The sequence below is a fragment of the Parafrankia sp. EAN1pec genome (assembly GCF_000018005.1).
Classification (GTDB): Bacteria; Actinomycetota; Actinomycetes; order Frankiales; family Frankiaceae; genus Parafrankia; species Parafrankia soli.
Genome location: NC_009921.1, coordinates 2,771,084 through 2,794,581 on the forward strand (window position 1 = coordinate 2,771,084; position 23,498 = coordinate 2,794,581).

At 69.6% G+C, this 23,498-nt stretch carries 26 protein-coding genes and 1 pseudogene; 15 read left to right on the top strand and 12 right to left on the bottom strand.

Annotated features, from left to right (window positions below; genetic code table 11):
• Window positions 1–222 precede the first annotated feature (222 nt).
• Window positions 223–1,068: an LLM class F420-dependent oxidoreductase gene (locus FRANEAN1_RS11400; protein WP_020459922.1), complete on the bottom strand. Its 846-nt coding sequence runs from the start codon at window positions 1,066–1,068 to the stop codon at window positions 223–225.
• Between the two features lie 208 nt (window positions 1,069–1,276).
• Here FRANEAN1_RS11400 and FRANEAN1_RS11405 point away from each other — a divergent pair, with 208 nt between their 5' ends.
• The 3 genes and pseudogenes from FRANEAN1_RS11405 to FRANEAN1_RS38475 all read left to right on the top strand — a co-directional run.
• Complete coding sequence (locus tag FRANEAN1_RS11405) at window positions 1,277–2,188, top strand: LysR family transcriptional regulator (protein ID WP_347177085.1); 912 nt, start codon at window positions 1,277–1,279, stop codon at window positions 2,186–2,188.
• Window positions 2,189–2,402: 214 nt separating this feature from the next.
• On the top strand, window positions 2,403–2,864 hold the full coding sequence (locus FRANEAN1_RS36940) for an NAD(P)H-dependent oxidoreductase (protein ID WP_020459924.1): 462 nt from the start codon (window positions 2,403–2,405) through the stop codon (window positions 2,862–2,864).
• Between the two features lies 1 nt (window position 2,865).
• Window positions 2,866–3,044: pseudogene (locus tag FRANEAN1_RS38475) on the top strand (GMC oxidoreductase); the annotation flags it as partial.
• Here FRANEAN1_RS38475 and FRANEAN1_RS11420 read toward each other — a convergent pair.
• Window positions 3,025–3,621: a CGNR zinc finger domain-containing protein gene (locus FRANEAN1_RS11420; protein WP_020459925.1), complete on the bottom strand. Its 597-nt coding sequence runs from the start codon at window positions 3,619–3,621 to the stop codon at window positions 3,025–3,027. The pseudogene FRANEAN1_RS38475 and the gene FRANEAN1_RS11420 overlap by 20 nt on opposite strands.
• A gap of 81 nt (window positions 3,622–3,702) precedes the next feature.
• On the opposite strand from FRANEAN1_RS11420, the gene FRANEAN1_RS11425 reads away from it, so the two are divergent.
• Both FRANEAN1_RS11425 and FRANEAN1_RS40850 read left to right on the top strand, forming a co-directional pair.
• A complete protein-coding gene (locus tag FRANEAN1_RS11425) occupies window positions 3,703–4,980 on the top strand; it encodes an MFS transporter (RefSeq protein WP_020459926.1) in 1,278 nt (425 codons plus the stop codon).
• Window positions 4,981–5,386: 406 nt separating this feature from the next.
• Window positions 5,387–5,644: a hypothetical protein gene (locus FRANEAN1_RS40850; RefSeq protein WP_198145488.1), complete on the top strand. Its 258-nt coding sequence runs from the start codon at window positions 5,387–5,389 to the stop codon at window positions 5,642–5,644.
• Between the two features lie 268 nt (window positions 5,645–5,912).
• Here the strand turns inward: FRANEAN1_RS40850 and FRANEAN1_RS11435 are convergent, their stop codons facing one another.
• Together FRANEAN1_RS11435 and FRANEAN1_RS11440 are read right to left on the bottom strand one after the other, a co-directional pair.
• Window positions 5,913–6,677, bottom strand: a complete 765-nt coding sequence (locus FRANEAN1_RS11435; protein WP_020459928.1) for a DUF4386 family protein — start codon at window positions 6,675–6,677, stop codon at window positions 5,913–5,915.
• 92 nt (window positions 6,678–6,769) lie between these two features.
• A complete protein-coding gene (locus FRANEAN1_RS11440) occupies window positions 6,770–7,702 on the bottom strand; it encodes an NAD-dependent epimerase/dehydratase family protein (RefSeq protein WP_041254030.1) in 933 nt (310 codons plus the stop codon).
• 120 nt (window positions 7,703–7,822) lie between these two features.
• Here FRANEAN1_RS11440 and FRANEAN1_RS11445 point away from each other — a divergent pair, with 120 nt between their 5' ends.
• The 4 genes from FRANEAN1_RS11445 (at window position 7,823) to FRANEAN1_RS11455 (ending at window position 9,753) form a co-directional block, all read left to right on the top strand.
• Complete coding sequence (locus FRANEAN1_RS11445; protein ID WP_020459930.1) at window positions 7,823–8,500, top strand: TetR/AcrR family transcriptional regulator; 678 nt, start codon at window positions 7,823–7,825, stop codon at window positions 8,498–8,500.
• Between the two features lie 124 nt (window positions 8,501–8,624).
• Complete coding sequence (locus FRANEAN1_RS43195) at window positions 8,625–8,750, top strand: hypothetical protein (protein ID WP_347177086.1); 126 nt, start codon at window positions 8,625–8,627, stop codon at window positions 8,748–8,750.
• Between the two features lie 18 nt (window positions 8,751–8,768).
• Window positions 8,769–9,140, top strand: a complete 372-nt coding sequence (locus FRANEAN1_RS43200) for a hypothetical protein (RefSeq protein ID WP_347177087.1) — start codon at window positions 8,769–8,771, stop codon at window positions 9,138–9,140.
• A gap of 73 nt (window positions 9,141–9,213) precedes the next feature.
• Window positions 9,214–9,753, top strand: a complete 540-nt coding sequence (locus FRANEAN1_RS11455; RefSeq protein WP_020459932.1) for an ATP-binding protein — start codon at window positions 9,214–9,216, stop codon at window positions 9,751–9,753.
• A gap of 36 nt (window positions 9,754–9,789) precedes the next feature.
• On the opposite strand, the gene FRANEAN1_RS43205 is transcribed toward FRANEAN1_RS11455, so the two are convergent.
• The 4 genes from FRANEAN1_RS43205 to FRANEAN1_RS11465 all read right to left on the bottom strand — a co-directional run bounded on the left by FRANEAN1_RS43205 (window position 9,790) and on the right by FRANEAN1_RS11465 (window position 11,094).
• Window positions 9,790–9,924 (bottom strand): hypothetical protein, encoded by a 135-nt coding sequence (locus FRANEAN1_RS43205; protein ID WP_347177088.1) that lies wholly within the window; start codon window positions 9,922–9,924, stop codon window positions 9,790–9,792.
• Window positions 9,921–10,202, bottom strand: a complete 282-nt coding sequence (locus tag FRANEAN1_RS11460) for a type II toxin-antitoxin system RelE/ParE family toxin (protein ID WP_020459933.1) — start codon at window positions 10,200–10,202, stop codon at window positions 9,921–9,923. Before FRANEAN1_RS11460 ends, FRANEAN1_RS43205 begins: the two co-directional genes overlap by 4 nt.
• Window positions 10,202–10,360, bottom strand: a complete 159-nt coding sequence (locus FRANEAN1_RS42100) for a hypothetical protein (RefSeq protein ID WP_198145489.1) — start codon at window positions 10,358–10,360, stop codon at window positions 10,202–10,204. Before FRANEAN1_RS42100 ends, FRANEAN1_RS11460 begins: the two co-directional genes overlap by 1 nt.
• Before the next feature lie 266 nt (window positions 10,361–10,626).
• Complete coding sequence (locus FRANEAN1_RS11465) at window positions 10,627–11,094, bottom strand: hypothetical protein (RefSeq protein WP_049795625.1); 468 nt, start codon at window positions 11,092–11,094, stop codon at window positions 10,627–10,629.
• A gap of 776 nt (window positions 11,095–11,870) precedes the next feature.
• Here FRANEAN1_RS11465 and FRANEAN1_RS11470 point away from each other — a divergent pair.
• On the top strand, window positions 11,871–12,086 hold the full coding sequence (locus FRANEAN1_RS11470; RefSeq protein WP_020459935.1) for a hypothetical protein: 216 nt from the start codon (window positions 11,871–11,873) through the stop codon (window positions 12,084–12,086).
• Window positions 12,087–12,093: 7 nt separating this feature from the next.
• Here the strand turns inward: FRANEAN1_RS11470 and FRANEAN1_RS11475 are convergent, their stop codons facing one another.
• Window positions 12,094–13,251 (bottom strand): MFS transporter, encoded by a 1,158-nt coding sequence (locus FRANEAN1_RS11475; protein WP_347177222.1) that lies wholly within the window; start codon window positions 13,249–13,251, stop codon window positions 12,094–12,096.
• Window positions 13,252–13,355: 104 nt separating this feature from the next.
• On the bottom strand, window positions 13,356–14,234 hold the full coding sequence (locus FRANEAN1_RS11480; RefSeq protein WP_020459937.1) for an alpha/beta hydrolase: 879 nt from the start codon (window positions 14,232–14,234) through the stop codon (window positions 13,356–13,358).
• Between the two features lie 94 nt (window positions 14,235–14,328).
• Here FRANEAN1_RS11480 and FRANEAN1_RS11485 point away from each other — a divergent pair, with 94 nt between their 5' ends.
• Together FRANEAN1_RS11485 and FRANEAN1_RS11490 are read left to right on the top strand one after the other, a co-directional pair.
• Entirely contained in the window at window positions 14,329–15,069 is a 741-nt protein-coding gene (locus tag FRANEAN1_RS11485; RefSeq protein WP_049795626.1) for a helix-turn-helix transcriptional regulator, read from the top strand.
• A gap of 370 nt (window positions 15,070–15,439) precedes the next feature.
• The gene (locus tag FRANEAN1_RS11490) at window positions 15,440–16,219 is read left to right on the top strand and encodes a helix-turn-helix transcriptional regulator (protein WP_041255773.1); all 780 of its coding nucleotides are present in this window, start codon (window positions 15,440–15,442) and stop codon (window positions 16,217–16,219) included.
• Between the two features lie 184 nt (window positions 16,220–16,403).
• On the opposite strand, the gene FRANEAN1_RS11495 is transcribed toward FRANEAN1_RS11490, so the two are convergent.
• On the bottom strand, window positions 16,404–17,843 hold the full coding sequence (locus FRANEAN1_RS11495; protein WP_347177089.1) for an APC family permease: 1,440 nt from the start codon (window positions 17,841–17,843) through the stop codon (window positions 16,404–16,406).
• Window positions 17,844–19,084: 1,241 nt separating this feature from the next.
• On the opposite strand from FRANEAN1_RS11495, the gene FRANEAN1_RS43210 reads away from it, so the two are divergent.
• From FRANEAN1_RS43210 to FRANEAN1_RS38490, 3 genes are all read left to right on the top strand, one after another.
• Window positions 19,085–19,960, top strand: a complete 876-nt coding sequence (locus FRANEAN1_RS43210) for a hypothetical protein (protein ID WP_049795627.1) — start codon at window positions 19,085–19,087, stop codon at window positions 19,958–19,960.
• A gap of 71 nt (window positions 19,961–20,031) precedes the next feature.
• Entirely contained in the window at window positions 20,032–21,558 is a 1,527-nt protein-coding gene (locus tag FRANEAN1_RS43215) for a diguanylate cyclase (protein WP_347177090.1), read from the top strand.
• A 211-nt stretch (window positions 21,559–21,769) separates the two neighbouring features.
• A complete protein-coding gene (locus FRANEAN1_RS38490) occupies window positions 21,770–21,976 on the top strand; it encodes a flavodoxin (protein WP_083788202.1) in 207 nt (68 codons plus the stop codon).
• Between the two features lie 913 nt (window positions 21,977–22,889).
• Here the strand turns inward: FRANEAN1_RS38490 and FRANEAN1_RS11510 are convergent.
• Window positions 22,890–23,477, bottom strand: a complete 588-nt coding sequence (locus FRANEAN1_RS11510; protein ID WP_020459944.1) for a TetR/AcrR family transcriptional regulator — start codon at window positions 23,475–23,477, stop codon at window positions 22,890–22,892.
• Window positions 23,478–23,498: the final 21 nt, after the last annotated feature.

The following is a 23,498-nucleotide window of genomic DNA, read 5'->3' on the forward strand; positions in this document are numbered from 1 at the left end:
GCCGAGAACGCGACCGTGGCGCGCCTTCATGAATGGGCGGAAGATTCGTCGCGCGCGGCAATTTCAGCGTAGCACCGCGTGATAGTGTCAGCAAGGCGTGGTAAAGAGATCAGGGTCGGTCGCCGGCAATTCTTGGTGCGGCCGGGACTCGGCCGCGGTTCCGATTTTCTGCCGCCGTGTGGTGCGGTGTACTCGTCGCCGTCTTCGGCCGGTTGGAGCAGGTCAGCGGGGAAGCGAGGCCTGCCGCTCCAGGAAGGCGGCGACGTCACTCTCCGACTCGAGCGGCAGGGGGTACACGAGGAGACGGTCGACCCCGAGATCGGCATACCGGCGAGCTGATCCCGCATCGACCTCGACCGGATCAAGCTGCATATAGATGATCTCCAGGCGGCAGAGCCGGGCCGGCCGCTCCACCTCGGCTGCCGCCGCGGCCAGTCCGGACAGGTGTGTGGCGAGGTCGGCGGCCGTACCGTTGCCGAACCATCCGTGCCCGCGAGCGACCGCGCGCCGGTAGGCGGCCGGGCTGTGACCGCCGATCACGATGCGCGGTCCGCCCGGGCGCACGGGCCGTGGGTGCGCGTCGACGTTCCCGAACGAAACGTACCGCCCGCGGTAGGAGGGCAGGGGATCGAGCCAGAGCGATGTCATGGCGTCCAGATACTCGTCCGTACGGCGGCCGCGGCCGGCCATCGGCACCCCGATGGCGGACATCTCCGGCTCCAGGTAGCCGGCGCCGACGCCGAGCAGCACCCGCCCTCCGCTCAGTACGTCCAGGCTCGCCACCTGCTTGGCCAGGACCAGCGGGTTGCGCTGGGGAAGGATGACGATTCCGGTGCCCAGCTCGAGCCGCCGAGTGGCCGCCGCCACGTAGGTCAGGTGTACCAGGGGGTCGAGGATCGGGTCCGTCGCCTCCATCGGCGATGCCGGCACCCGAGGGCTGGGCAGGACGACATGCTCACCGGCCCACCAGGAGCGGTACCCCAGCTCCTCGGCCAGCCGGGCCAGGCGGACGGTCGCCTCCGGGCCGGCCGTCGCCTTCGCGTTCAGACCATTGACACCGAGTTCCACGCTCGCGCTCCTCGAAAGCCTCTGCTGGGACGTCACCTCGCCGGCCGTTCAGCCGGCCGGAGCCTCGGCCTCGGCGATGACGATCCCGGCGGCGTCCCACTCGTGGACCTCACCCGGCCGGGCGCGTCCTGTCCGCCAGACCACCGTGCCCGGCTCCTCCGGGTCGGTCCAAGACCCGTTGTTATAACCAATGGTTATGGATGTGCATGTGCGGGACCTCCGTTACTTCGTGGCGGTCGCCGAGGAACAGAGCTTCACCCGGGCGGCGAGTCAGCGGCTGTTCATCTCGCAGCCGGCGCTGAGCAAGCAGATCCGCCAGCTGGAGCAGTCATTGCGGACCGTCCTGTTCGATCGGGACCGGCGGACGGTCCGGCTGACTCCGGCCGGAGAGGCCCTGCTGCCCTACGCCCGGCAGCTCACCGAGGACTGGGAGGCGGCGCTGCTCGCGGTGTCGGAGGCGTCGGCCCAGGCCGGGACGACAGTGAGGGTCGGCTTTCAGACGCGGATCGGTCGCGGGCTCATCCCAGCCATCACCGCGCGGATGCGACAGCGGCTTCCCGGCTGGAAGCTGATGTTCCGCCAGGTCTCCTGGGCCGACCCCACGGTCGGCCTGGCCCAGGGCGAGGTGGACATCGCGATCGCCTGGCTGCCGGTACCCGACACCGGCGCGCTTTCCTGGCGGGTCGTGGCGCGGGAGGATGTCTGGGTAGCACTCGCGCCCCGACACCGCCTGGCCAGTCGGCCCATAGTGCCTTTCGCCGATCTCGCCGACGAGCCCTTCGTCGCGCTGCCGAGGACGGCCGGCGCCCAGCGGGACTTCTGGCTCGGGGCGGCGGCCCGGCGGTCCCCGGCCGTCATCGCGGGGGAGGCCGAGACCGCCGAGGAGTCGTTCGAAGCGGTCGCCTCCGGGACAGGGATCACCCTGCTTTCCGCTGGCAACGCCGAGATCTACCACCGCGACGACGTCGTCTGCCGGCCGGTCAGCGGACTGCCGCCCAGCGAACTGGCCGTCGTCTGGCGAACGGTCGACAACCGACCGTTCGTCGACGTCTTCGCCGACATCTGCCGTGCCTGCTCCAGCCCCGCGGCCGAGGCTGGTAAGTGCGACCCGTCACTGTGATCGGCTCCGTTGACGCCGCCCGGGGACAGGAATCCGCCTGCTGCGCACGAACCGCCCGCCCGGGTGCCACCCGCTACGGGCGGAGAGCCGACATCACCAGGTCGGCGTAGCGACGCCACTGCTCGAGGTCGCGGATCCCGAGCTCCGCCAGCACCCGCGCGCATCCGCCGATCAGGATGCGGATGTCCATGCACGGTGAGGCCGGGGCAATAACATGGCCGCGATGCCGACGCTCCTGATCGTCCACCACACGCCGTCACCGACGATGCAGGCGATGCTGGAGGCGGTGCTCGTCGGTGCCCGGGACGACGCAATCGAGGGCGTCGACGTCGTCGTCCGCCCGGCGCTGGCCGCGACAGCGGTCGACGTGCTCGCCGCGGACGGCTACGTGCTCGGCACCCCGGCCAACATCGGCTACATGTCCGGCGCGCTCAAGCACTTCTTCGACCAGATCTACTACCCGTGCCTGGACGCGACGGTGGGCCGCCCCTACGCGCTGTTCGTGCACGGCAACAACGACACCACTGGCGCCGTGCGGGCGGTGGAGTCGATCGCCACCGGCCTGCGTTGGAAGCGGCTACGGGCGCCGGTCACAGTGATTGGCACGCCCGACGTGAAAGACCGAGAGGCCTGCTGGGAGCTGGGCGCCTCTACCGCCGCGAGCCTGATGTTGTAGCACCTGCCGCATGGGCGCCGGCCCGGCCTCGGTAGTGGACCCGTTCTCCGGGTCCATGGCACGCCCGGGCTGCGCGTCGTCGACGCGTCCGCGATGCCGAGCATCGTGCGGGCCCACACCCACGGGCCGGTCACGATGCTCGCCGAGCGGGTGAGCGCGCTCATCCTCCGGCGAGGGTAGCCGCCCCCCTGCCGCGCAAGTTCTCCTTCTTGGCCTTGTTCCCGCAGGTGTTCATCGAGCACCAGCGACGGGTCCCGGGGCGGGAGCTGTCCAGGAACAGCGCGTGGCAGTCGTCGTTGGCGCACTCGTGGACCCGCGCGATGGCCGGAGAGCTGACGAGGTCGAGAGCGTCCCGCGCGATCAGGGCGAGCGTCGCCAACGTCGGGTCGGCCGCGTGCCAGCGGATACCGCCGGACTTCTCAAGCTGGGGCGCGGGGACGGGCAACAGCGCCGTGGCGTTGACCGTCCCCCGTTCCCGCGAGGAGAACCCGGAGGGACCCTGCGGGCCGCGGGTCGCCGCGATCAGCTCATGGATCGCCTCGCGCAGCTCCCGTGCCAGGGCGTCCTGACCCGCGCTCGCGGGCTTCGGGACGTAAGGCCAGGGGCCGAACTGGCCGACCCAGGCACTCAGCGCGGCCGTGTCCGGCAACTCCTCGGACTCCTCGGGCTGGCCGCGGTGGCGAAGAGTCCGGATGAAGTCGAGACACAACCGCCCGGCGCCGCCGCGGAAGCGGTCGTCGGGCGCTGGAACGGACATGGTCAGGACTCTACTGCGTGAACCGGTTTAGCTGGTACCGTCGAGGAACCTATTAAACTGGTTCCAGGATGTGAGGTCGCGATGTCGAACGTCCCCTCAAGCCCCGGCGGACTTTCCCATCGGATGATCTTTCTGCTTGCCCTGTCCTGTGGCATCGGCGTGGCGAACATCTACTTCCCGCAGGCCATCAGCCCGCTCATCGCGGACGGCCTGCACGTGTCCCGCAGCGCGGCGGCGACGGTCGTGACCGCCAGCCAGTTCGGATACGCGGCCGGGATCTTCCTGCTGGTACCCCTCGGCGATCGGCTGGTGCCCCGCGGGCTGCTCGTCACCCTGCTGGTCGTGGTCAGCCTCGGGCTGCTCCTGGCCGGCACCGCGCAGACGCTGCCTGTGCTGATCATCGCGAGCGGCCTGGTCGGCCTGACGACCGTCGTTCCGCAAATCATCATTCCGATGACCGTCGGGTTCATGCCGGAGAACCGGCGCGGCGCGGTGACCGGAACGTTGCTCAGCGGCCTGATCGGCGGCATCCTGCTGGCCCGCAGTTTCAGCGGCGGGCTCGGCCAGTGGCTCGGCTGGCGGGCACCCTACCTGGTCACATCCTCCCTTGTGCTGCTGCTCGCTATCGTCCTGGCCGTTACCCTGCCCACCACGACTCCCTCGTCACGGGAGCGCTATCCAGCTCTGCTGGCGACCTCCGTGCGGCTGCTGCGAACCGAGCCGGACCTGCGCCGCTCCTGCCTGTATCAGGCGCTCGTCTTCGCCGGCTTCACCGGAGCCTGGACCAGCATCGCCCTGTATGTCACCGGATCCACGTACAAGCTGGGAGCGTCAGAGATCGGCCTGATAGCCCTGGTCGGCGCGGCCAGCATGTTCTGCACACCGGTCGCCGGGCGCCTGGTCGACCGGCGCGGCCCCGACGTGGTCAACCTGGTCAGCATGGTCGGCGCGATCGCGGCGGCCGGGCTGCTCACCAGCGGACGCCTGGGAGGCGCGGTCGGGCTGGTCGGGTTGACGCTCGGCATGCTCGTGCTCGACGTGGCCATGCAGTCGGGACAGGTGGCCAACCAGGCGCGGATCTTCGCGCTGCGGCCCAGAATGCGCAGCAGGCTCAACACCGCCTACATGACCAGCGCCTTCCTCGGCGGCAGTGTCGGCTCGTGGCTGGCTGTCCGCGCCTACTACAGCCTGGGATGGGACGGCGTATGCCTCCTCGTCGCTGTACTCGCAGCCCTCGCCCTGGCCCGTCACCTGCCCGTGTTGCCCGGCCGGACCGCTTCACCCCGCTCGACTGTGTCCGTTCCGCTGCCGCAGGATGCTCCGGCGTTCAGCGCAGGCAGCGATCTGGCTCGCGACTGACGACTGGCTGAGCTGAGCAGCCGGGTCGGTGTCGGGAAACGACGGCACCGGCGGAGCGCGTCATCCGTGAGGATGGAGCAGCGGGCCGTCTACCGGCCGGCCGCGGGTTGATTGTCAAGGCCGACGATCAGGGCGCGTGCGAGTCGCATGCCAGAGTGGCGCGAAGGTCGCCGTGGGTAGCCGCCAGCTCATGAGGCGTCGCAATCTCGGCAGCCCGCCTTCCGCAAAGAATCCGACATGCTGCAGCAGCGTTCGCCGGGTAGCCAGGGCGCAGCCCCCTCGGGTGGGGGCCGCTTTCCGGCACCATCCGCGACGCCCAGGACCTCCACGAGACCGACCTGCGCCGGACCGCGTTCCCGCGTTTCCAGGTGACAACCTGGCCGCCAATCTGGCCCTGGTCGAGCGGGTGGCTCGACTGGCCATGGAGAAGGGCATCACACCTGCCCAGCTGGCGCTCGCCTGGGTACTCGCCCGGGGTGAGGACATCGTCGCCATCCTGGCACCCGTCGCCGCGGCTATCTGGAGCAGAACATCGCCGCCGCGGATATCGTGCTCACCCCGGACGACCTGGCCGACCTGGACAGCGCGGCGCGGCGCGGCGCGGCACGGCGCTAGCGCAGGCGACAGGTACTACTCCGAGATGATGAAGACGGCCGGGTGCTGACGTCGCATCGCCCGCTCAAGCCTCGCCTCGACGCGGGATCAGTCGGGCCTCAGGCCCGACAGGACGGCGCGTGCGGTCTGACTGACCCAACCCGGGGGCGGCCCGGCGACGCTGGGCGCCAGCCGTCCCGCCAGAGTGGCGACTGCGACACGATCGGGTGGTTCGTGGTCTGCTCCACTCCGCGTCCCTCCCCGGCAGTCCTTGCGTATCCGATCGGATATGCAAGGGCTCGTCTGGCGCGTCGGCGGCGATGATCGGAGCTTCACGATCACCGCGGCGCTGTCCGGGAAACGGCGGGCACCTCGGTCGCCGTACTGGGGGAGGGCGGGGCGGCCGGCGGGCGGTCTCGCATCATCGCGATTCCGACGGCGAGCAGCCAGATCGTGATCGCGGCGCTGGACAGCGACACCAGGATGCCCGCGTCGACGCCGGCGAGTTCGATCGCCGGTGCGGTGAGCGGGACGAGCACCAGCGCGCCAGTGATGCGTGCCCACCGGGGAAGTGCCGGCCCGGCGACCGTCGCGCCCAGCCAGACGGCGGCGAAAATGCTGACCCCGAGGGTCTCGCCGACGGCGCCCGCGAAGTTGTTGAGGGTGTCGAACTGGATGGCGAGAGCCTCGCGCGAGGTCGCGGACGTGGTCCCCTGCCACTGCTCGGCGAGCGGGAACGCGGCAGACAGCCACCGCGTGATGCCGATGGTCCGGGCGAGGGCGGATACCGCTGCGGCACCGACCGCGATCCCGAGCGTGAGCGTGGCGGATCCTTCTCGGCGCCATGTCGAGATGCTCGCCGCAACCGGGAAGAAGGCAACGCTGTACGTCAGGTAGGCGAGGTAGCCCAACCTGGTGGCGGCTTCGTGGTCGAGGAGCCGGGGCAGCGCGACGTCCGCCGGGTCACCGAGCGAACCGGGCCAGCCAATGGCCGCGCCGAGGACGAGCAGTGGAACGAAGATGAGCAGGCTCACGATGATCGCGATCAGGCCTTGGGTGCGCCGTGTCGACGGAACGTCGAGGGCTGGGGCGGCGGTGACCATGGTGGGTGTCTCCTGGAGGGGTTCGACTCGACGGAGCCGGGCGTGACGGCCGACCGGCGGGTGCGGGACTGCCGGGCAGGCGGGTCCTGGTGTCAGGTCTGCGCCCGCCGGTACCACGCGGCCGTCTCGGCGAGCGCGCGGTCCAGCGGCGTCGGCCGCTGGCCGAAGTGGGTCTCGAAGGCCGACGAGTCCACGACGAAGTCGCGGTCGAACTCGTAGAGCATTTCCACCGTCTCCCGGGCGCCGGGGTTGACGGCACCGACGAGGCGCAACTGCCACGGCTTCACCGCGACGAAGGCGGGCGCCACGCCGGCGGCGCGCGCGGCGGCCTCGACGAGGGCGAGCTGAGTGATCGCTGGAGCGGTCGGCGCATGCCAGGCTCGCCCCCAGGCTGAGGGATCCTCAGCCACGCGTACCGCCGCCTCGGCGAGGTCGGGCACGTAGGTGATCGCGTGCCGCGCCTGCGGTGAGCCAAGGATCTGGGCCTTCCCACCGGAGACGAGCGGGGCGAAGAACCGTTCGCCGAACGCCGAGTCGCGCACCCCGGCGCCGAAGAAGTCGCTGGCCCGAACCGCCGCGGCGCGGACCCGGCCGGACCGGTGAGCGTCGAGCAGCTCGGTCCACATGGCGGCGCGCACCGCGCCCTTCCGGGTGGTCGGCCTCATCGGGAGGTCCTCGGTCATGGGCACGGACACCGGCCCGTACCCGTAGAGGTTCTCGATCGCCACGAGTACCGCGCCACTCGCCTCGCAGGCGCGGACGACGGATCGCTGGATGTCCGGGAAGTCCTTCCGCCACCGGTGGTAGGCCGGTTGGGCGCATTGGAAGGCCACGGTGGCGCCGCCGACCGCGGCACGGGCGCCGTCGGGGTCGGCCAGGTCGGCCTGGCAGGGCTCGGCCCCGTCGATCGTGGTTCCCGATCTGGTGACGACGCGCGGACGGATCCCGCGGGCCACGAGCGCGGCCGCGACCGACCGGCCGACGGGGCCCGCGCCGAGGACGACGGGGGCGTCGAGGAGGTGCACCTCTCCACCATCTCCAATCATCATTCGAAGTTCGAACACTGTTTGAAGAACATAGCCAAACACCGTTTGGCGAGTCAATGGCGTTCGAAAGATCAAGCTTGTTCGGCTAGGCTCGGTGCTGTGAGCACCTCCGCGGAGTCCCGACGTGACCGGCAGCGTCGGGAGCTCGTCACGGAGATCACCGCCGTCGCCCGCCGCCAGCTCGACGAGGGCGGCCCGGGCAACGTGTCGTGGCGGGGCGTCGCCCGCGAGGTCGGCATGAACCCGGCCTCGCTCTACACCTACTTCGGCAGCCTCGACGACCTGTTCACCGCGCTGATCACGGCGAGCTTCCAGAGTCTCGCCGACGCTGTTCGCCAGGCGTTCGACGACAGCGCGGGCGCCGAGCCCGTCGACCGGCTCCTCGCCTGCGTCCGGGCATACCGGGCCTGGGCCGTCGCCAACCCCCGGCGGTTCAACCTGATCTGGACCGACCAGCTGCCCGGATACGCGGCACCGCCGGACGGACCCACCGGGACCGCCGAACAGACGGTCTATCGGCCGTTCCTGCTAGCGGTCGGGGAGGCGGAGGGATGCGGCGACCGGCTGGTGGAGTTCGCCACGCTGCCCACCGACGACCAGCACCGCCTGTTGGGCCTGTTCGGCACCCTGCATGGCCTGGTGTCGCTCGAGATCAACAGCCACCTCGCGCCGTCGATGGTCGACGGGGAGGCGCTCCTCGTCGACCGGATGACACACGCCCTGCGACACGTTCACCCGCCCCGGGCCAGGTCCCATGTCGACACGGCGGAGAAATGATGCCCACCCGCCGACGGCGGTGACCGGTCGAGGGCGCCGCCGCCCGATCCATGGCCAGCGCCGAGGAGTTCGGGGACGACGGCCGAGCCGATCCAGCCGGGCCCGCCGGTGACCAGAGGTCGGCATGCTCGCTTTCAGCGTCGCCTTCGAACGCCGGATGAAGGCGGACGACGGCGAACCGTTCTCGCCGTTCGCCGTCAAGGTCCTGAGCGACCTGCAGGTGCGCGCAGCCGAGCTTCGCCTCCCGTAGCTGGCGGCGGGCTCGCGCGTGCCCGCCATGCCGGGTGGCACCGAGACCCTCGTCGATGAGCGGACGCTGCGAGATCTCGCGCCACTGCGACGGCGAGCCTCACCCGACGCGCAGTGTGGCTGCTCGGCGCACGCGACTTTCCGCAGGTTCTGCGACCAGATCTACTATCCCGTGCTTGAGACGACGGTCGGTCGCCCGTACGCCCTCTACGTCCATGGCAACAGCGACACGACCGGAGCGATCCGTGGAGTCGAGACCATCGCCACCGGGCTGAAATGGAAACGCCTGCGCGAGCCACTCACGGTCATCGGCGAGGCCGACGCAACCGCGCATGAAGCCTGCTGGGAACTCGGCGCTATGACCGCGGCCAGTCTGATGCCCGACGTGTAGTCCAGCGACCCTTGGCATCTCGTGGCTCGCCGTCTGGTACGGACTGGGGCCTTCGGCATCCTGTAGCCTCGCCATGGTGGATGGTGCGGCTCTTCTCCCGGACCTTGTCGGGACAGAGCGTGGTCTCGTCGTGATGATGTGCGGTCTGCCTGGCTCGGGCAAGAGCACGTATGCGCGGGCCCTTGAGCGTCGCGGCTATGCCCGACTCTCGATCGACGAGATTGTGTGGACATGGACCGGCCGCGATGGGGCTGAACTCGACCCGGCGGAGTACGAGCATCTCAAGTCGACCGCCGAGCGGCGGTTGTGGGGCAATCTGGTCCGTTTGATGAAGGCGAAGGTTCCGATAGTCATCGACTACAGCTTCTGGAGCCGGGGCACCCGCGATCAATACAAGGCCGCGATCGAAAGCCACGGATGTCGATGGGTACTCGTCTTCCTGCCGGCCGACCTGGAGACTCTCCGGCGTCGATTGGCGATCCGCAACCAGCGGAACGACGCGAACAGCGTCACCGTCTCCGACGATCTTCTGGAACGCTACTTCGCCAACTTCCAGGAGCCTGTGGGCGAGGGGGAGCGCGTTATCTTCCAGTTCAGCGCCCACGCGGACTGAGGCCGCTCTCCTGCGGGTTCGAGAGCAGTCGCCATGTCAGGGGGCCGCGATCAGTGTGCAGGCACTGATGGCGTTGATCGCGCGGGCCAGGCCAAGGACGCAGACGAGGGCTGGGGCGCCGAGCACGCCCGTGACCGTGGCCAGGGCGTCCTGAAGCGTTCTGGGACTCACAGATGGTAGATGTCTCGCCGGTGCCGGATGGAGTGGATCTCTACCGGGTGCTTGGCCGCGTCGATCCGGTAGATGATGCGGTAGGTCCCGCGGCGCGCCGAGTAGAAGCCGTCGAAGGGCTCGTCCAACGGTTTTCCGACCCGGTGTGGGTTCATGGCGATCGCCCGCTGGATCGTCTCCAGCGCGGCGGCTGCGACCTCCAGTGGCAGGTCCTCGTGGAGGTTTCTCCGTGCCCTGCGTGACAGCGCGACCTCGTAGGGTGGGCCGCTGGCGGCCATCACTCGTCCCCGGCCCGCCGCTGCTCCAGTTCGGCCACGACCTCGCTCAAGGCGGAGGTGTCGCCTGCGGCGAAGTCGTCCCGTGACTGCCGCAGATCCGCGAGAGCCTCGTCGTCTGACAGGAGGTCGAGGGTCTCGCGCATCGACTCGTATTTCATGGAGGCTGTTGTTGATCAGGCTGGCCGGATCGTGCTGCTTAAGTGGCATTGAGATGAAAGCGAGTATCTCCAGCAAGATCGTTACGAGTGAACTACCCGGATTTTCGGAGACGCTGCTCGCCTCCTACCGGTGCCATGTTGCATGGTACGCTGCGCTGGTCTCGTAGTGGACCTTCCGCCCCGCTTTCGGATGGCCTCGCAGCGTGCCGGCTCTGCAACGCGCTGTCGCGCAAGCAGGCTCGACCCGGTGCATACACGACTGGCGCCTACTGTTGGCGGCGAAGGGGCTCCAGTCCTGGATGTTCCGCCAGCGCCGAGTGGCCGTAGACGATCCACACGATTGCGACAGCCAGGGTAGGACCGTTCAGGCCCGAGAGGCGAAGTGGTTCGATGTCTCCGAAGTCGAGGACTATCGACCAGTCGGCCGGATCCGGATAGATGGCCACTGCCTGGTGCGGAAAGAAGGACAGCCAGCGGCCGCTGACCTCGCACAATATCCTTTCGCTGGTCACGAGGACGGTTGCTGTCGTGAATTCCCGCCACTGCGGAATCGAGGCTGCCAGCGCGGCCTGACGACGGCTGTGATTGCCCAGCGCGGTCAGCGCGTATCCGGCGGCCATGAAGGGTGCGCTACCAAGGAAGACCCCGGTCGTGTGGACGTAGACGGGATCGGTACCGTAGAAGCGCGAGTAATACGCTGGAATATGCAGATAGACGCGTTCGTCTGGGCGCATAACGGGTCCCATGTACGCAGCTCCTGCATGCCATGACCGGTGGCCAGATGATGGAGCAGGCCGCGGGCGTAGACCCAATTTTGATGCAGCTCCGCACGCCAAGCCTGCATGCGATCTATCTCCCACCGTTCGCTGGCCGTGAACCTGCCCGATGCCCGTCGTCGATGACGATGGAGGTCCCAGCCGAGTAGGCAGGTGAGAATCGTTCCTATCGGCAGCATCAGGAAGAGGGAAAGCGCGACCAATGGGATGTGCGGAGGATCCGAGTAATCGTTGTTGTAGGTCGAGTTTGATCCGTAGTATTCGCTGTCCGCGGCTGTGCTGAAGGCGAGGACAGCGATGCCCCCGATCGTGAGGAGGATCGACGCGATCAGTGCCCACAGTCGGTGCGTAGGGTACCGGGCTCCCGAGCCTGACCGTATCCGTGCGGGCCGTGTCCCGCTGTCCCCTCCCATCCCGGCAGTTCGATCCTTTCCGTGGTGGTGGCTACCGTGGCGCGGGCCTCGTCCGGACGTCGCCTTCCAATCTATCCTGTTGTGACCTGACTGGTGCCCTGAGTGACAGTATTGCCTGGGTGGAGCGCCCCGTTCTCGCGACCGGACTGCCCTCGTCCGGGAGACGGCCGCTGATGCTTGCGAGTCCCGGGCCTCGGATCTCGCCGAAAGGACCGGCCCCGGAGCTCGGCGTCACCGAGGCGGTGACCTCGTGGAAACCCGTAGCGTGACCGCGCGAAGCACGCGACTTTCCGTAAGTTCTTCGACACGATCTACTACCCGGTGCTGGAGGCCACCGCCGGACGGCCCTACGCGCTCTACGTCCACGGCAACAGCGACACGACCGGTGCGATTCGCGGCGTCGAGACCATCACGACCGGACTGAAGTGGAAGCGCCTGCGCGAGCCGCTGTCGATCGTCGGCGAGGTGGACGCCGCCGCGCGCGAGGCCTGCTGGGAGCTCGGAGCGACGGCGGCCGCCAGCCTCATGGACGGGTGACGTCTGCTCAGGCCGGGCGCCTCCGTTCCTGTGCGTCCTGCGGTGGTGCCGGCCGGATCTCGGGCAGGAACGTGGCCAGGAGCAGACCCGGCACCGGGACGAGGCAGAGGACCGAGAACACCGCGGCGATTCCCCATGCGTCGGCGATCGCCCCCAGACCCGGTGCCCCAAGACCTCCGATGCTGACAGCGAGCCCCAGGGTGACACCGGCGGCGGTTCCCGGTCGGGTCGGCAGGTAGTCCTGACCCAGCTTGACGAGCACCGAGAACGGAATGTTGATGGCCACTCCGGCGGTCATGGCGGCCAGTAGCGCGGTTCCCGGGCCGGGCGCGGCACGCAGTGCGACCAGCGTCGGGATCGCCAGCGCGGTGCCGGCCTGGACCGTGCGCACGGCACCGGCGCGGTCGGCGACCCGCCCGCCGGCCAGTGTGCCGGCGACCCCGCCGGCCAGGAAGCAGGCCAGCGCGGCGCCGGCCGCGGTGTGACCCGCGTGCAGATGGCGGAGCCAGTACAGCTCGATGAACGTGTTCACGCCGAAAAAGAGCACCGACCGCGCGATCTCGACCGTGGTGAGGAGGAGGAAGGGGCTCCAGAGATCCTTGCCGCCGGCCGTGGTGACCGCCGCCACCTTCGCGGCCGCCGCCTGCCGTTGGTGGGCCCGTAGCAGCACGAAGCCGACGAGCACCGCGGGAAGGATGAACAGCGCCGTGGCGGCCAGGCCCAGGGTGGCCAGCGCCGGGGTGGCGAGGACGGGAGCCAGGAAGAATCCGACGCTGCCACCGGCGGCGAAGATGCTCATCGCCGCCGTGCTGTCACCCGCGTCGATCCGAGCCGCCCGCCCGGCCGCGGGGTGGAACATCGCCACGCCGATCCCGGAAAGCAGCACCAGCGACCAGGTCAGGGCGTAGCCGGGCACGAGCCCGGCGAGTCCGACGCCGAGCCCGGCGAGAATCACGCCGACTGCGGCCAGCGGGCCGACCCGTCGGCGGTCGACGAGCAGGCCGATCACTGGTTGCGGCAGCGCACTGCCCAGCGCCGCGGCCAGTGTCAACCCGGAGGCGGCGAGGTAGCCGTAGTTCCGCTCGAGGACGAAGTACGGAACACTCGCCGGCACCAGTCCCTGATAAAGATCGTCTACGGCGTGGGCTGCGGCCCACATCCGCATCCGCCGCCAGGGTGTCGCCGACGACGCCGCCGCCGGCAGGCCAAGCCCGGGGGTGACCGCGGCCGGAGCGGGGAGCGCCGCCGCCCGCGGGCCGTCGGCGGCGGTCACGCCAGGCGTCTCGTCGCCTCGGCCGGTCGCGCGGTGGTCGTCCGTGCGTCGGGCACGGCCGCCGGACCGTCGAGGAAGTCCAGCAGCTCCGGCATGAGCGCGTCGGCCAGTTCCTTTCCGGTCCGGACGGCCGGCCCGATCTCGGCCATCGCCATCGTGGCCGCAGGCATCACCCGCGCGGCCGCCGCGGCGAGCGCGCGTGGGTGGCGCCAGTCGGTGCCGGCGAAGACCAGCGCCGGCACCCGGACTGCTGCCAGGTCGTCGACGTGGCGGAAGCTACGGTCCCGCGCGATGGACGCGGCTGCGGCGATGCTGGCCGGGTCGCTGCGTCGGATCGCGTCGGTGACCATCGCCTCGACGACCGGCGGCAGCCTGGCGACGATCGGCGCCCAGGCGGCAGCCAGCCCCTCGTCGCGGACGCGGTCGGCGAACGCGTCGAAATACGCGATCTCGGCTGCCTTGGCCTCGTCGTCCTCGATGTCCTCGACGCCGAGGGCCACCACCGCCGCGACCCGGTCGGGCCGGGCGATGGCCAGGCGAAGCGCAATCGTGGAGCCAAGCCCGACCCCGGCCACCACCACACCCACGTTCGCCGCCACCACGCCGGCCTCGGCGAGCCCGTCGAGCACCGTGAGGACGTCGACGGCGTACTGGTCCCAGGTGTGGCGAGCCGGGTCGCGGCAGACGGAGCCGCCGTAGCCCCGGATGTCCGGCTGCACGACCGTGTGACGGCCGGCCAGCCGCCGGGCGAACGGATCGAGACTGTGTCGGTCGGGACCGCCCGCGTGCAGCAGCACCACGACCGAGCCATGCCCGCTCACCTCCGTGACGAGAACGCAGCCGTCGGGGGCGGAAATCCGGTGCGGCACGGTCATGACGGTCTCCCTGACGTCGGTTCTTCGAGGGCGGACCGCCAGCATGGGCGTCGACTCGGGCGGCGGGCCACCGCCAGGCCGTAGAGTTCTGTCGATGAACCGCCGTTTCCTGGCCGGGCCCGAGCTGCGGCGGTTGACGGACCGGGAACGGATCGACTGGCACGACCACACCGACCACCAGCTCATCTATCCGGGCACCGGGGTCCTGCGAGTGGTGACCCGGGTCGGTTCGTGGGTGGTGCCGCCGCTGCGGGCTGTGTGGCTGCCGGCCGGTGTGGCGCACGCGCACCAGGCGCACGGCCCCACACACATGCACTCACTGGCCTTCTCGGACGTGGACGACCCGTTCGGTTCCCCCGACCCGACCGTGGTCGCAGTACCCGCCCTGCTGCGTGAGATCATCCGGGCGCTCACCGCGACGGGCCTGGCCGGCGCCGACCGCCGCGACCTGACCGCCGTCCTGCTGCGCTCGCTGCGGCCGGTGACCGAGCTGCGGCTTTGCCTGCCCCAGCCGCGCGACGACCGCCTCGTCGCTCTCACGGCGGCGCTGGCCGCTGACCCCGCCGATCCGCGGACCCTGGCCGAGCTCGGCGCCGCCGTAGGGGCGAGCGAACGTACCCTGAGCCGCCTGTTCCGCCGTCAGACCGGGATGACCTTCCCGCAGTGGCGGGCCCAGCTCCGGCTGCACCATGGCCTTACCCTGCTCGCCGGGGGTGAGCCGGTCACCACCGTCGCGTTTGCCTGTGGCTACAGCAACCCGAGCGCCTTCACCGCCGCGTTCCGGGATGCCTTCGGCGTCACGCCCGCCCGCTACGCCCGCGAGACGCGGCAGTGAACGATCCCGGAAGGTCCTGCTTCATCGTGAAGCCAGGTGGATCCGCACCCCGCAGTCCTCGTCGTCGACGCCCTCAGACGACACGTGGCGTTACTGCTCGACATCTGGTCGACGCCGAGCATTGCGGATGTCCGATTCGCGGGCTGACGGGTGATCGCTCAGGAGACGCCCCGTCGTCGGGCGCGGCTGCTACGGGGCGAGCTCGTCGATCGTCAGTCCGACGTCGTTGAGAATGCCGCGCAAAGTGCCCTTCGCCGATCTCGCGGGAGGCGGGACGGGAAGGCCGGCGGCGGTCGACATCAACACCGACGACCCGTTCCTCCTCCTCTTCATCCTCGGTGGCAGCCGTGCGCGGCCACCCTGCCCGGGAGTGGACTTCCCTCGCGCGCTACGCGAACGCCGTACCCGCCGTCATCTCAGCCAGCTCGACCTGGCGCTGCGGGCGGGCACCACCCAGCGGCACCTCAGCTTCATCGAGTCCGGCAGATCCGCCCCCGGCCGGAACATGGTCGTACGCCTGGCCGAGTCACTCGAACTGCCGCTGCGGGAGCGTGCTGAGCTGCTGTTGGCTGCCGGGTACGCGCCTATCTACCCGCAGAGCCCACTCGACGACCCGGTGTTGGCCCCTGTGCGCACCGCGATCGACCATATCGTCCACGGGCACCTGCCGTACCCGGCGCTGGTCGTGGACCGTAACGGCGACCTGATCGCCGCGAACGACGCGTTCGATCTGATCACCGAGGGCGCGGCGCCCGAGCTGGTCGGTCCGGGCAAGAACATCTACCGCCTCGCGCTGCATCCCGAGGGCCTGGCGCCCCGCATCCGCAACTTCGCGGAATGGGCGCGCCACATCCTGGCGTGCCTTGGCCACGTGGCGGAGCTGCGCGCCGAACTTACGAGGTACGTCCCCGAGCTGGCGCCGTCCGACGGGCAGCTCGGTTTCGCCGTCCCGCTTCACCTGGGGTCATCGCGCGGTGAGCTGCGCCTGCTGACGACCGTGACGACCTTCGCCACCGCCGTCGATGTGACCCTCGCCGAGCTGAAGTTGGAGGCGTTCCTGCCGGTCGACCCGGCGACGGCCAAGGCCCTCTCGGTCGCCGCCGGGGCGGTGTCTCCCGCGACTCCCGGTCAGGCTCCCGGGAACATGTAGCCGACCTTGCTCCGGCCGTCGTCGTCGAGCACAGCGAACTCCAGGCCGCCTCCCGCCACAGTCAGTGGACGAGGCCCCTCGAAGGTCACCCGCGCAGAACGGGGAGACGGTCGTGATCACGTGCCGGTGGACAGTTCGAGTACCTCCTTCATCTCCTTGATGTCGTGTGCGGTGCGGGCCTCGATCAGGCCCGCCAGGCTGTCGGGGAGGAGGTCCGTGATCCAGAGAAGTCGGCTGTGCCCGTCGCCGTCGGGTAGGGCTGTGACGGGGCCGGTCTGGCGGCACCAGATAACTCACACGCGCGGAACCGGCCGCTGACAACTTTCTGGGCAAGGACGAGGACGACGGCGAGCGCGAGCAGGCCGAGGGCGCGCAGGTAGACGGTGCCCTCGCGGTGGACCAGCGGGGTGGCCAGCGCCGCGCAGGACAGCGCGCCGAGTGCCGGGGCCCAGGTGGGGGCGCGGTAGGCGCCCGGCGGGACGGGCTCGCGACGCAGCACCAGCGCGCTGATGTTGACGACGAAGAAGACCAGCAGCAGGAGCAGGACGGTGGTGTCGGCAAGGCCGGCCAGCTGGCCGGTGCTGGCCAGCGCCACCGTCAGGGCCGTCACGAAGCCGATCGCTATCGGCGGGGTGCGTCGGCCGGGCAGCACCCGCGCGAAGACGGTCGGGATCGTGCCCTGGGCAGCCATGCCGTAGACGAGACGGGAGGCCATCACCATGTTCATCAGGGCGGTGTTAGCGACCGCGACCAGCGCGACCGCGGCGAACAGCTTCGACGGCACCGGCACGTCGGAGGCCTTCACCACTTCCAGCAGCGGGGCACCGGAGCCGGTGAGGATGTCGGGATCCACCAGCATCGCGCAGGTGAACGCGACGAACAGGTAGACCGTGCCGGCGATGAACATGCCGCCGAACAGCGCCCGGGGCAGGTCCCGGCGCGGCCGGCGGGCCTCCTCGACGAGGTTCACCGAGTTCTCGAAGCCGAGCATCGCGTAGAACGCGAGCGTCGTGCCGGCGAGCAGGGCGAGCGGCGCAGGCCCCTCGGCACGCAGCTCGAAGGCCCGTCCCGGTTCGCCCGCACCGGTAGCCAGCGCGTGCACGCCGATCCCGACAATCAGCAACAGCCCGGTCAGCTCGATCACGGTGAGCACAAGGTTCACCCGGGCCGACTCCTCGATCCCACGGGCGTTGAGGACCGCGGTCAGCAGGATGAACACGACCGCGACGACGACCGTCGGGGCCGCCACGAACTCCGCGAGGTATTTGCCCCCAATGGCCCGCGCGGCCGTGGCGGTGGAGGTGATCCCGGCGGCCAGCACGGTGAAGCCGACCATGAAGGTGAGAAACGGGCGACGGAACGCCTCGTTGGCGTAGAGTGCTGCTCCGGCCGCCCGGGGGTACTTGCCGACAAGCTCGGCGTAGGCCGTCCCGGTGAGGAACGCCAGTGCGAAGGCGATCAGGAACGGTGCCCAGATCATCCCGCCGACGTCGGCGGCGATCTGCCCGGTGAGCGCGTAGATCCCCGATCCGAGGACGTCACCGAGCACGAGGAACAACAGCATCCGCCCGCTCAGGACGCGCGCCAGGGTGGGCTGTGCGGCGTGCGCCGTTCGCCCGGTCACCGCCGTCTCGTCATCGGTTGTCCTGTCCCCGCGGGCTTGGCCGGCTGTCGTCCGGCCGATAGCGGTCGGACGCCCGTTCATCGTGTGGCTGCCCCTGATCCGCGGGCTGGTCGCTGTCCGCCACGCCGTCGGGAGAGCCGGGCCGACGTCCCCCGGGCCGAATACTGACACCGTGCCTGCCAGCCCGCCTGTTGGAGCTTGCCCAGCTCAGATGGTCACGATCGGGAACTGTCGGACCCGGCGTGGACGATGGCGGCGCTTCGCCCAGGGCGCCACCCCGCGCCGCCGGCGGGTCGGTCATCCTCCCGACCGGGGCCCCGGCTGGTCGGCCCGGTCGGCCCGCCGAAACCCGCCTGTCGCTTCGGGGGACGCCCCCGGTGACAACGGGCGCTCCGGCTGGAGACATGTAATGCCAAGTTGCATCACACCGGGCCGTCCTGGCTCAGGGCCGGTGCGCCATCGGTTCCGGTAGACCTATTCGATGTCGACGCAGTGGCGGCGCGGAAAAGACTGCTGGACGCCGCGTCGGGAGCACGGGCGAAGCCGGCATCCCCTCCCAGCTTTCCTCGACACGGCAAGGCTGGTTCTGTTTCGATCGGAACACCGGTCTTTCCCGCGGCGAAGCGGTGACGGTTCTCGCGGATTGCACTATCCGTCCGAGCGGGGGCGTGGAACGGTTGGTCTTCGTCGTAGGGCTCAGGGGCGCTGTGGGAGCAGATTACCGCGACATCTCCGAGCCGGAGCCGGCCACGGGCCTGCGATGGAAGCGTCTGAGTGAGGCGCTGACGATCCTCGTTGAGGCTGATGCAGGCGCGGGGGGTCCGCTGGGAACGTGGTGCTGCGCCGCCGCCAGCCCGATGCCCGGCCTGGCTGGTACAGGCTTGGGCTGATCTGGGTGCGCGGCGCGCCGGACAATCCGCCGGTCTACACCGGGCCGGAGGCCGAGCGCGTGCCGGAGCTCATGGACGAGCTGTGTGGCTGGCTCCAGGGTGGATCGCCAGGCCGTTTCGGTCTGATCGGCACTGGGATTGGGGCGAGGAACGCACGGAGGGCGTATCGGGCCTCCTCGGCTCGTTGGTGGTCTTCGTCCATCCGTACTAATGTACGTGCCATCACTCTGGGTATATATGGCGTCGCTTTCGGTTGGATGGATGGGTGGGAGGTTCGTCGCGGCGATCCATTTCGGCTGGCAGGACGATCCAGAGCGGGGTGGGCGGAAATGATCCCAGGCGGAGAGGACGATGTCGCGCGCGGAGATCACTCAAGCGGCCGCGGCGGAGTGCGACGCACCGAACTGCGGCACGGCCGTTTTCCGCCGAATAGTCTGTGTGTGGGCGGCAGTCGCGCCCGCAGTCATGCTCGCTTCCTTCATCCTTCCCTCGCGCACCGCTGACCTGGTGGTCCGCGCCTGCGGCATGGCCGCTATAGCGTTCCAGGGTGGGTGCGAACTGTGGTCGGCACGGCGAGCGAGGGGCGGCGAGCGACGTTGGCGACTGCTCCTTCTCGCCGGATGGATCACGGTGGCAGCCGGCCTGGTCATCACTTCCGTCAGGGCGTTGTTCTCGGGCCAGAGCCCGGTGCCACCCTTGTCGGGGACGGAGCCGGCGTATCTGGCGTTCATTCCAGCATCCGTTGCCGCGCTGCTGGCTTTTCCTACCGACCCACTCAGCCCGGAGGACGAGCCGGTGCGCCGAGCCGGCCAGCACGGCACCCATTGGCGGGCTGTCACCGTCATGGACGCGGTGCTCCTCGCCGGCTCGCTGAGCCTGCTCGGCTGGGTGGTCGTCCTCCAGCCTCTGGTACGTGCGCGAGCACCCGCACCAGCCAGTCTCGCGGCCTTGTTGGCGTTCGGCATCGGATGTCTCCTGCTACTGATCACCGTCCTGCTCGTAGCGGCGTTCCGACGCCCGCGCCAGAAGAATTCATTCGAATTGCTCGGTGGCGGGCTGGCCTCCATCACCATACTTCTGCACGTGTCGCTCTACTTCATCGCGAGCGGCCAACCGGAGCCCCTGCAACTCGAAGCCGCCAACGCCATTGGCACTGTGATGATCGGGCTTGCCTGCATCGCGCCACCACGGCCATCGACTGGCTCTGTAGTTGCCGCTGCCCCCTAAGTCTCGAATCCGCTCCTGACTCGTGGCGCGTCCGGTGGGCTGGCTGGCGGGCCGGACCCGGCGTACGCTGGGTGAGGATATTCCTCCCGTACGTTCCGCTGTCCGCGCTGGGCGTGCTGGCGGTCATTCAGATGTCAACCGAGGCGCGGGTCGAACCGATCGAAATATACGGTATCTTCGCGCTCGTGCTGATGGTGCTGATCCGGCAGATGCTGACTTTGGCGGACAACCAGAAGCTGCTGGACAGGGTTCAGCGCAGCCGTCGCCAGCTGCGCCACCAGGCACTCCATGACCCGCTGACCGGGCTGGCGAACCGTGTGCTGTTCGGTGACCGGGTGGAAGAGGCGGTCGCTCGGCGAGCCCGCGGCCGGCTGGCTCTGCTCTTCTGCGATCTCGATGACTTCAAGAGTGTCAACGACACCCTGGGTCATCCGGCCGGGGACGAATTGCTGAGGATAACCGCTCGGCGGCTGCTTGGTTGCGTACCGCCCTCGGACACGGTCGCCCGTCTCGGTGGCGACGAGTTCGCGGTTCTTTTGGCGGACGATGCCGCGGACGCCGAGGCGGTCGGCAAGAGGGCGGCCGCGGTGGTCCGGGCACCGTGCTTTCTTGCCGGGCAACCGTGCGCCATTCACGCGAGCCTTGGCCTGACAGTCACCGTGCCGGGATCCTCGATAAGTGCCGAGGATCTGGTCCAGCAGGCGGATCTCGCCATGTACGCAGCCAAGCGGCGGGGGAAAAACAGTCTGGTCGTCTACGATCCTGACATCTTCGCTCACGGCCGGTCGCCGACGGCGCAACTCGCGCTGTCCCAGTTGTTGCGGGGCGATCCCGCCGGCGGCGTCATCGATGTCCTCTATCAGCCGATCGTCGATCTGATACACCATCACACGGTCGCGTTTCAGGCTTCAACGTGCTGGCACCATCCGACGCTCGGGTCGTTCACGGCAGAGCAGACGGTCACGGTCGCGACCGGAGTGGGGCTAAGAGCACAGCTCGAACAGTTGATCCTCGGCCGCGCTTGCCATGATATCGGCCACTACCGAAGGCAGACAGGGCAGAACGTCGCCGTCTGCGTCGGCGTTTCGGCGGCGAGGCCGGCTGGTGACTTACTGCCCGACGTCGAGGCGGCGCTGGTGGCCTCCCGCCTCCCCGCCCAGGCCCTGATCCTCAAGCTTACGGACATGGAGTGCCTCGACGAGGAGGCCGCGCGCAGCCTGCGGACATGCGTCACCCGTGGCCTGCGCCTCGCGCTGAACGCCATCGCCAGGAACCAGAGCACCTTTCTGGCGCTCGACGAGCTGCCGATCCAGATACTCATGTTCGACAGCTCCTACGCCGGCGGCCTGACGGGCAGCGCCAACCGGGCCGACCTGCTCCGCCGGGCACTGCTCGCCCTCGCCAGGGACCTCGGTCTCACGGTCGTTGCCACCGGCGTCCAGAACCGAGAGCAGGCACGCACATTGGCGCACCATGGCTGCCGCTTCGGACAAGGACAGTTCTTCGGACCGCCAGCCGCACTGCCTGGTCGGCCGCAGCCTCACCGCAATGGCGACGCCGACGGCCGGGCTGGTTACGGGAACGGGAACCGGCGGTAAGGAGCCAAACTCGGCTAGTTAGGGCCCGCGGGTCGCACCTCAACAGATGGGTTGGCGACAGCCGCCGCCGAGTCACCGGACATCATGTTTGTCGGGCCCGTCGGATCTCTACGCGGATGGCTGACGACGTCCCCGCGCGTAGAACACTGGTGTCTCGTGATCAACCGAGCACCTTTGTTGATGCTATTTTTGCGACGGGACTTACTATCCCGTGCTCGAGGCGGCGGGTGGCTGGCCCTATGCTCTGTACGTCCATGGCAACAGTGACATTGCAGGTGCGGTCCGTGGCGTCGAGACCATCACGACTGGCCTGAAATGGAAGCGGTTGCGTGAGCCGATCACCATCGTCGGTGAGCTGACCGCTGCGGACCGCGAGGCCTGCTGGGATCTCGGCGCCACGGCCCCGCGAGCCTTGTGATGTAGACGATGCGCTGCGGCCCTGCTCCGTGCAGGCCGGGCCGGACGGCTCTTTGCCGTGGACCTCGGTCGCTCCGCTCTGCTCGGCTTGTCCCGGAGGCTGATGCGACTGCCGATGGAGTGGTTGATCGCTGATGCGACGTCGGTGGCATGGGGGTTGGCCTGGGGCCCGGGCTGGGACTCGGTGTCCCGGGGAAAGGCCCCGGGCCCACAAGGGGAGAAAAGAAATGACGTCCTCAGCCGCGCTCTCTCCGGCCGCGCCGGAGAGCATCGTAGATCATCCCGAGGCAGGCTTGTGGGCAGCGTCGCCGCCCACACCGACGGGGGTGCCAGCGCCCAGCGCACTCCCTCGGCGACGGTGGCCAGGACGGCCAGGGTGAATGCCGAGCGCCAGCGGTCCGAGACCAGCCGGCCGTCGGGCAGCAGCGGTGGCAGCACGAGGGCGACGGAGAAAAGGCCGATGATCCAGGTCCACTGCGCCAGCCACAGGGCGGTGGTCGCCCCGAACGCCTGTGGGCCGCGGGCAGCGGCCCAGACCCAGTACTCGACCGTTGCGAACGACACCGCCTGCAACGCGCCGGATGCCAGCATCAGGCAGCCGACGGCGAGGCGTGGCTGGCGCCAGGCGAGCCACGCCCCGGTCGTGCCGAAGGCGCCGCCGGAGACGGTCTGCATCAGCCACATGGCCGCCGACGAGACGACCCGTGCCGAAGCCCTCACGCTCGTGCCGCTTCCCTGCGGCTGCTGCTCAGGCACGTCTGGGGCCCGGCCTTCCGGCGCCGCGCCGTCCGCCTCTACGGCGTCCGGACCGTCGGCGAGGAAAGTACGGGCGCCCTCGCGAACACGTGACCGCCCTCTGCGTCACCGCGATACGCCGGCCGGCTGGACAGCCGGACGCGGTCAGGCGGGCACGGTCAGGCGGGCGGGTCGGCGGCGAGGACCGCGTCATCGGGGCCGGGAGTCGGTGCCTGCGGCGGAACGCCCACCCGCAGGCCGTCGAGCATGACGGTGACCAGGTGGTCGTCGGCGCGGGCTCCCGGCCGACAGACCATTACTTTCAGTAGTGTAACGACTTCATGGGGTGGGATATCCGGGCGCAGTGTCCGCTCCCGCTGAGCCTGTTCGACGACGGCTGCGAGCAGAGTGTCGGCCTCGGCCGTCAGGCTGACCACCGTCGGTGCGGTGACCACCCCCTCGGCCAGGGTCTTGATCAGGGCCAGCGGCAGCGTCGTGCAGTGCTCGATGATGCGCAGCAGGACCTGCCAGCCGGAGAGGTCCTGTGCCGCCTCGGCGCGGCCGAACGCGAGGAAGCGCTCGAGGGTGTCGGCCGCGATGGTCTCCAGCAGGGCGGCCCGATCGGGGAAGTGCCGGTAGAGCGTCCCCACCCCGAGCCCGGCCGCGCTTGCGATCTCCTCCATGGAGACAGCCGCGCCACGCTCGGTAAACAGCTCGCGGGCGGCGTCGGAGATCAGCTCACGGTTGCGTCGCGCATCGGATCGCACAGTCTGGCTCCCCTGGAATCT

Bases quoted from the DNA above. Each gene is read 5' to 3' on its own strand.
- FRANEAN1_RS36940 (WP_020459924.1), top strand. From the start codon at position 2,403: ATGGCCGCGATGCCGACGCTCCTGATCGTCCACCACACGCCGTCACCG.
- FRANEAN1_RS11420 (WP_020459925.1), bottom strand. From the start codon at position 3,621: ATGTCCGTTCCAGCGCCCGACGACCGCTTCCGCGGCGGCGCCGGGCGG.
- FRANEAN1_RS11425 (WP_020459926.1), top strand. From the start codon at position 3,703: ATGTCGAACGTCCCCTCAAGCCCCGGCGGACTTTCCCATCGGATGATC.
- FRANEAN1_RS11435 (WP_020459928.1), bottom strand. From the start codon at position 6,677: ATGGTCACCGCCGCCCCAGCCCTCGACGTTCCGTCGACACGGCGCACC.
- FRANEAN1_RS43195 (WP_347177086.1), top strand. From the start codon at position 8,625: ATGCTCGCTTTCAGCGTCGCCTTCGAACGCCGGATGAAGGCGGACGAC.
- FRANEAN1_RS11455 (WP_020459932.1), top strand. From the start codon at position 9,214: ATGGTGGATGGTGCGGCTCTTCTCCCGGACCTTGTCGGGACAGAGCGT.
- FRANEAN1_RS11460 (WP_020459933.1), bottom strand. From the start codon at position 10,202: ATGGCCGCCAGCGGCCCACCCTACGAGGTCGCGCTGTCACGCAGGGCA.
- FRANEAN1_RS42100 (WP_198145489.1), bottom strand. From the start codon at position 10,360: ATGAAATACGAGTCGATGCGCGAGACCCTCGACCTCCTGTCAGACGAC.
- FRANEAN1_RS11465 (WP_049795625.1), bottom strand. From the start codon at position 11,094: ATGCGCCCAGACGAACGCGTCTATCTGCATATTCCAGCGTATTACTCG.
- FRANEAN1_RS11475 (WP_347177222.1), bottom strand. From the start codon at position 13,251: ATGCGGATGTGGGCCGCAGCCCACGCCGTAGACGATCTTTATCAGGGA.
- FRANEAN1_RS11480 (WP_020459937.1), bottom strand. From the start codon at position 14,234: ATGACCGTGCCGCACCGGATTTCCGCCCCCGACGGCTGCGTTCTCGTC.
- FRANEAN1_RS11485 (WP_049795626.1), top strand. From the start codon at position 14,329: ATGAACCGCCGTTTCCTGGCCGGGCCCGAGCTGCGGCGGTTGACGGAC.
- FRANEAN1_RS43210 (WP_049795627.1), top strand. From the start codon at position 19,085: ATGTCGCGCGCGGAGATCACTCAAGCGGCCGCGGCGGAGTGCGACGCA.